Origin of the sequence: Agromyces binzhouensis, assembly GCF_004135055.1 — a bacterium.
In the GTDB taxonomy this organism is placed as follows: Bacteria; Actinomycetota; Actinomycetes; order Actinomycetales; family Microbacteriaceae; genus Agromyces; species Agromyces binzhouensis.
Genome location: NZ_SDPL01000194.1, coordinates 1 through 5,719, shown reverse-complemented (window position 1 = coordinate 5,719; position 5,719 = coordinate 1). Strand labels below are relative to the sequence as shown.

Below are 5,719 nucleotides of genomic sequence, written 5' to 3'. Positions count from 1 at the left end.
CGCCCGGCGCGCTCGCACGGGCGCCGGCCGCGGAGCCGCCCGAGAAGGGGGGAGCCGGCCTGCGCTGCCCGTTCGGGTCGGGTCCAGCGCGGCCGGCTCTCCGGTCGGCACCGCGGTGACAGTTCCCCCTGCGTGTCCGCGGTGCGCGACCGAGGTCAACGGTACGGATGCCGCGCGCGGCGGGCATCAGGGGTAGCACTGAACCCTGCGGCGGCCGGGTGTCACGACGACGGGTCCGCCTCGAGCGCAGCGGCGACCAGGTCCACGACGTGGTCCGCCCGGCCGTCCGCATCGACGACGATGCCCGGCTCGCCCGGTGCCAGCCGCTCGAGCGTCGCGAGCTGCGAAGCCAGGAGGCTGGGCGGCATGAAATGGCCGACCCGGCTTCCGGCCCGCCGCGCGAGCTCGGCCTCCGAGAGATCGAGGTGCACGAACCGGGTGGCCGGGGCGAGCGCGAGCAGGCGCTCGCGATACGTTCGCCGCAGGGCCGAGCAGGCGACCACCACCCCGTCGTCCGCGGCGCCGGCCAGCACCGCGCCCACCTGGTCCAGCCACGGCCCGCGGTCCGCGTCGTCGAGCGGGACGCCGGACCGCATCTTCGCGACGTTCGCGGGCGGGTGGACGTCGTCGGCATCGACGAAGGGGACGCCGAGGCGCTCGGCGAGCAGCGCCCCCACCGTCGACTTCCCCGACGCGGAGACCCCCATCACCACGACGGGGCCAGGCGTTCGACGAGCGCGCATCACGACCTCCCCGTCAGGTCGCCCGCATCCGGCGGCAGCACGGTCGGCCGCACGACCGACCGCACGTCGCCGCCCGCGACGAGCTCGACGATCGCCTCGACCACCCGGAACACGCCGACGGCGAGCAGTTGCACCAGCAGCACCGGTCCGAGCAGCGCCAGCGGGTAGGTGAGGGCGATCACGAGCCGGGCGAGCCCGCCCCACGCGAGCGCGGCGACCGCGGGCACGACGGCGAGCAGCAGCCACGCCGGGTGCGCGACCACGGCGAGCACGATGGCGGCCACCACCGCCACGACGCCGAGCGCGACCTGGGCGAGCAGGAGCCATCCGCGCCATCCGGCGTACGTGCGCTCGCGGTCGGCGGACACCCACGCCCACATGAGCCGGGCGCGAAGGACCGGGACCCCCTGCTCGCGCAGCGCGCGATGGAAGACGTCGTCGTCCTCGCGACGCTGCGCGAGCGCGGCCGCATCGTCGTCGAGCGCCGCCGCGGCGATCGACTGCGCGTCGTGCAGCACGGCCGGCGCAGACTGGCGGCCGTAGCTCGCGATGAGTCCCCACAGCGGCGTGGGCACCGACGCGAGGTCGGTGATCCCGACGGGCGGAGGCCCCTCGCCCGCGGCCGGTGCGCGGTACCTGCGACCGCTCGGGTCGTCGACGTACACGACCGGGGCGCGCAGCGCGAACCGGTACCCGTCGGCCGGGCGTTGGGCGAGCGGCAGTTCGTCGAGCGGTGCGCCGTCCTCGCGCAGGAAGGGCATTCGGGTCTCCTCGCCTCGGTGCGTTGCACCATCCTGCCGCCTCCGGCCGTCACCGCGGTACCCGGCGACCTCGCTCGGCGATCGCCGCGTCAGCCGAGCAGCACCGACACGAGCAGCAGCACGGGCACCGACCCGATGGTCGTCACGAACACCGCGTCGCGGGCGACCACCTCGGCGGTCTCGTACCGCTGCGCGAAGTTGAACACGTTCTGCGCGGTCGGCAGCGCCGCGAGCACCGTGACCGCGTAGAGGTCGCGCCCCTCGAGCCCGAACGCGAACGCACCGAGCGCCCACGCGATCGCGGGCATCGCGGCGAGCTTGAGCGTCGCCGCGATGACGACGTCGCGCAGGCCCGTGCCCGGCTCGAGCAGTCGGGTGCCGTGCAGCGAGAGCCCGTAGGCGATGAGCATGAGCGGCACGGCCGCCTGCCCGATGAGGCGGATCGGGTCCTGCACGATCGGCGGCAGCTCGATGCCCGACACCGAGACCAGCACGCCCAGGAGCGAGCCGATGATGATCGGGTTCGTGACGGTCGAGCGGAGGATGCCGACGACCGAGGTCCGCCCCTGCACGGTCGCGCCGAGCACCGCGAGCGCGATCGGTGCGAAGAGCAGCAGCTGCAGCAGGACGATGGGGGCCGAGTACGCGGCGTCGCCGAGCAGGTAGAGCGCGATCGGGATGCCGATGTTGTTGCCGTTGACGTACCCGCTCGCCAGCGCCCCGATCGTCGTGCGGGCCACGCCGCGCCGCAGCAGCAGGATCGACACGACCGAGAAGACGAGCATGACCGACACCGCCGCGATCGCCGAGACCGGGAGCAGCGCCGAGAACAGCGCCCGCACGTCGGCCGTCGACAGCACGGAGAACAGCAGGAACGGCGAGAGCACGCTGAAGCTGAGCCGTGCGAGCACGGGGCGCGCGTTCGGGCCGAGCACGCCGGTCCGCCCCGCGATCCAGCCGACCACGATGGCGAGCGCGATGACCGCGAACCCGGTGAGGATGTCGATCACGCGTCACCGCCCGGCGTGGAGTCGGGAGGACCCGAGGGGAGCGACCTCGCTCCGCCCCGGGGGTCCCGCCCGGTCACCAGCGGTGGTGCACCGAGGAGCGGATGTCGCGGTCGTAGAGGTCGCGCACGGCCGCGTCGAACGACTCCGGGAGCTCGAGCGAACCGGCGGCGGCGTTCGCGCGCGCCTGCTCGGGGTTGCGGGCTCCCGGGATCACGGTCGAGACGCCGTCCTGCCGCGCGACCCAGGCCAGCGCGACCTGTGCCGGCGTGGCATCCGGCGCCGCTTCGCGCGCGAGCGCCGAGAACTCGGAGGCGGCACGCACGCCGGTCGCGTAGTCGACGCCCGAGAAGGTCTCGCCGACGTCGAACGACTCGCCATGCCGGTTGTACGACCGGTGGTCGTTCGCCGCGAACTCGGTCTCGAGCGTGTACCGGCCGGAGAGCAGGCCGCTCGCGAGCGGCACGCGCGCGATGATGCCGACCCCGTACTGGCGCGCGACCGGCAGCACCTCCTCCACCGGCTTCAGCCGGAACGCGTTGAGGATGATCTGCACCGTCGCCACGTTCGGACGCGCGATCGCGGCGAGCGCCTCGTCGACCCGCTCGACGCTCACCCCGTACGCGGCGATCGCGCCCTCGGCGACGAGGGTGTCGAGCGCGTCGTACACGGCGTCGTCGGAGTACACGGAGGTCGGCGGGCAGTGCAGCTGGACGAGGTCGAGCGTCTCGACGCCGAGGTTGCGGCGCGACCGGTCGGTCCAGGCGCGGAAGTTGTCCAGGACGTAGTTGCCGTGCTCCTGGGGCATCCGCCGCCCCATCTTCGTCGCGACGGTGACGCCGGAGCCGGCGTTCGCGGCGAGCCAGCGCCCGATGAGCGACTCGGAACGGCCGTCGCCGTACACGTCGGCGGTGTCGAACACCGTGACGCCGGCCTCGTGCGAGGCGTCGAGCACCGCGAGCGCGTCGGCCTCGTCGACATCCCCCCAGTCGGCTCCGAGTTGCCAGGTCCCGAGTCCGATGACCGAGACGGTGCGGCCGGTGCGGCCGAGGGTGCGGGTCTGCATCTCTGCTCCTCTTCGACGGATGTCCCGACCGAGCCTAGCCCGCGGCGTATCGTGGCGGGCATGGACGGGACGCCGCGGACCCAGCCCAGCGACCACGACGGCCGGCGACGGCCCCGACTCCCGAAGACGTCGATCGAGAGATGGGTGTTCTGGCCGGCGGCGGCGGTCGTGCTCACGTTCAGCGGGTTCGCCCTCCTCGCCCCGAACCTCGCCGAGACGTTCTTCGGCGCCGTCCAGGCGTCGATCGTCAACGCGTTCAACTGGTACTACGTGCTCATCGCGGCGTTCTTCGTCGCATTCAGCCTGTTCGTGGGGTTCAGTCGCTACGGCGACATCCGCCTCGGCGAGGACGACGACAAACCCGAGTTCTCCCTCGGAGCCTGGTTCTCGCTCCTGTTCGCCGCGGGCATGGGCATCGGGCTCGTGTTCTACGGCGCGAGCGAGCCGCTCAGCCACTTCGTCGCGCCGCGGCCGGGCGTCTCCGGCACGCCCGAGCAGCTCGCGTCGGCGGCGCTCAGCCAGACCTACCTGCACTGGGGCGTCCACGCCTGGTCGATCTACGTCGTCGTCGGACTCGGGCTCGCCTACGCCATCCACCGGCGCAAGCGGCCGATCTCGATCCGCTGGACGCTCGAGCCGCTGCTCGGCAAGCGCGTGCGCGGCGCCTGGGGCAACGTGATCGACGTGGTCGCCCTCGCGGGCACGCTGTTCGGCGTGGCCACGTCGCTCGGGCTCGGCGTGCTGCAGATCAGCGCCGGCCTCGATGCGGCCGGCATCGTCGAGCCGACCGAGACCACGCAGGTCGTCATCATCATGGTGATCACGGTGTTCGTGCTCGCGTCGGTGCTCTCGGGCGTCACGCGCGGCATGAAGTGGCTGTCCTCCACGAACCTCGTGCTCGCCGGCATCCTCGTGCTCTACCTGCTGGTGTTCGGCCAGACTGAGTTCCTGCTGCGCGAGTTCGTGCAGTCGATCGGCACCTACATCCAGAACTTCATCGGCCTCTCGTTCAACGTCAGCGCGTTCCAGGGAGCCGCCGGAGAGGCGTGGCAGGCGTCGTGGACCTCGTTCTACTGGGGCTGGTGGATCTCGTGGGCGCCGTTCGTGGGGATCTTCATCGCCCGCATCTCCCGCGGCCGGACGGTGCGCGAGTTCGTCGCGGGCGTGATCATCGTGCCGACCCTCATCGGCATCCTGTGGTTCAGCGTGCTCGGCGGCTCGGCGCTCTACCTCGAGCTCACCGAACCCGGCAGCCTCGTCGGCGCCGACGGCGCGGTCGACATCGAGGGCACGCTGTTCGCACTGCTCGGCTACTTCCCCGGCTCGACCGTGCTCACCTTCGGCGTCATCCTGCTCATCACGATCTTCTTCGTGACCTCGTCCGATTCCGGGGCGCTGGTCATGGGGATGATCGCGACCGGCGGCCAGATCAACCCGCGCAAGTGGGTGCGCACCTTCTTCACGCTGATCACCGCGCTGCTGTCGATCTCGCTGCTGCTCGCGGGCGGGCTGCGCGCCCTGCAGACGGCGGCGATCATCATCGCGCTGCCGTTCAGCGTGGTGATGCTCATGATCTGCTGGTCGACCATCATCGCGTTCAGTCGCGAACGGCGGGCGTACGAGCTCGCGCGGCGCGCGCAGTTGGTCGACCAGATCGGCGAGTACTACGGGCTCGAGGTGGAGGCGCCGCTCGAGGCGGGCGCGATCGGCCGGGGCCCGAGGTGGATGCGGCAGCTGCAGCGGCGTCTCGGCATCCGGCAGGACCTGCCGACGATGCCGATCCGGAAGGCGCCCGGCGCGGAGCCGCCCCTCCACCCCGTGCTGACGCACATCGACGGCGAGCTCACGCTGCGGCACGCGTCGCAGCGCGCGATGGACACCCTGAACGCCGAGTCGACGGGCGTGCCGACCGACGACGTCGACGGCATCGTCGACCACGACCCGCGGGCGCGCGGCGACGTGGCGGAGGTCCCGGACCGGACCACCGACGACGACGGGCGCGATCCGCTGCACTGACCGGAACGGCCGAGCCGGCGGCGGAGCGCGCGACGGCGGCGGCTCGGTCAGGCGATCGGCATCGTGGACCGCATCGATGCGGTCGGCGGTTCGATCGAGCTCGACTCGCCGCGCGGCGCCGGGACG

Annotated in this window: 5 protein-coding genes; 1 reads left to right on the top strand and 4 read right to left on the bottom strand. The window is 72.6% G+C overall.

The window, feature by feature from the left end:
* Positions 1 to 221 precede the first annotated feature (221 nt).
* From ESO86_RS10375 to ESO86_RS10360, 4 genes are all read right to left on the bottom strand, one after another.
* Positions 222 to 743 (bottom strand): gluconokinase, encoded by a 522-nt coding sequence (locus ESO86_RS10375; RefSeq protein WP_242492316.1) that lies wholly within the window; start codon positions 741 to 743, stop codon positions 222 to 224.
* Positions 743 to 1,504: a DUF1353 domain-containing protein gene (locus ESO86_RS10370; RefSeq protein WP_129234828.1), complete on the bottom strand. Its 762-nt coding sequence runs from the start codon at positions 1,502 to 1,504 to the stop codon at positions 743 to 745. Before ESO86_RS10370 ends, ESO86_RS10375 begins: the two co-directional genes overlap by 1 nt.
* Before the next feature lie 89 nt (positions 1,505 to 1,593).
* Positions 1,594 to 2,514 carry an AEC family transporter gene (locus tag ESO86_RS10365; protein ID WP_129234827.1) on the bottom strand — a complete coding sequence of 307 codons (921 nt, stop codon included), beginning with the start codon at positions 2,512 to 2,514 and terminating at the stop codon, positions 1,594 to 1,596.
* A gap of 73 nt (positions 2,515 to 2,587) precedes the next feature.
* Complete coding sequence (locus ESO86_RS10360) at positions 2,588 to 3,577, bottom strand: aldo/keto reductase (protein WP_129234826.1); 990 nt, start codon at positions 3,575 to 3,577, stop codon at positions 2,588 to 2,590.
* A gap of 60 nt (positions 3,578 to 3,637) precedes the next feature.
* Between ESO86_RS10360 and ESO86_RS10355 the strand changes: the two genes are divergently transcribed.
* Entirely contained in the window at positions 3,638 to 5,593 is a 1,956-nt protein-coding gene (locus ESO86_RS10355; protein ID WP_129234825.1) for a BCCT family transporter, read from the top strand.
* Positions 5,594 to 5,719 lie beyond the last annotated feature (126 nt).

Excerpts from the sequence above, each read along its gene's own strand:
- ESO86_RS10375 (WP_242492316.1), bottom strand. The coding sequence starts at position 743 with ATGCGCGCTCGTCGAACGCCTGGCCCCGTCGTGGTGATGGGGGTCTCC.
- ESO86_RS10370 (WP_129234828.1), bottom strand. The coding sequence starts at position 1,504 with ATGCCCTTCCTGCGCGAGGACGGCGCACCGCTCGACGAACTGCCGCTC.
- ESO86_RS10360 (WP_129234826.1), bottom strand. The coding sequence starts at position 3,577 with ATGCAGACCCGCACCCTCGGCCGCACCGGCCGCACCGTCTCGGTCATC.
- ESO86_RS10355 (WP_129234825.1), top strand. The coding sequence starts at position 3,638 with ATGGACGGGACGCCGCGGACCCAGCCCAGCGACCACGACGGCCGGCGA.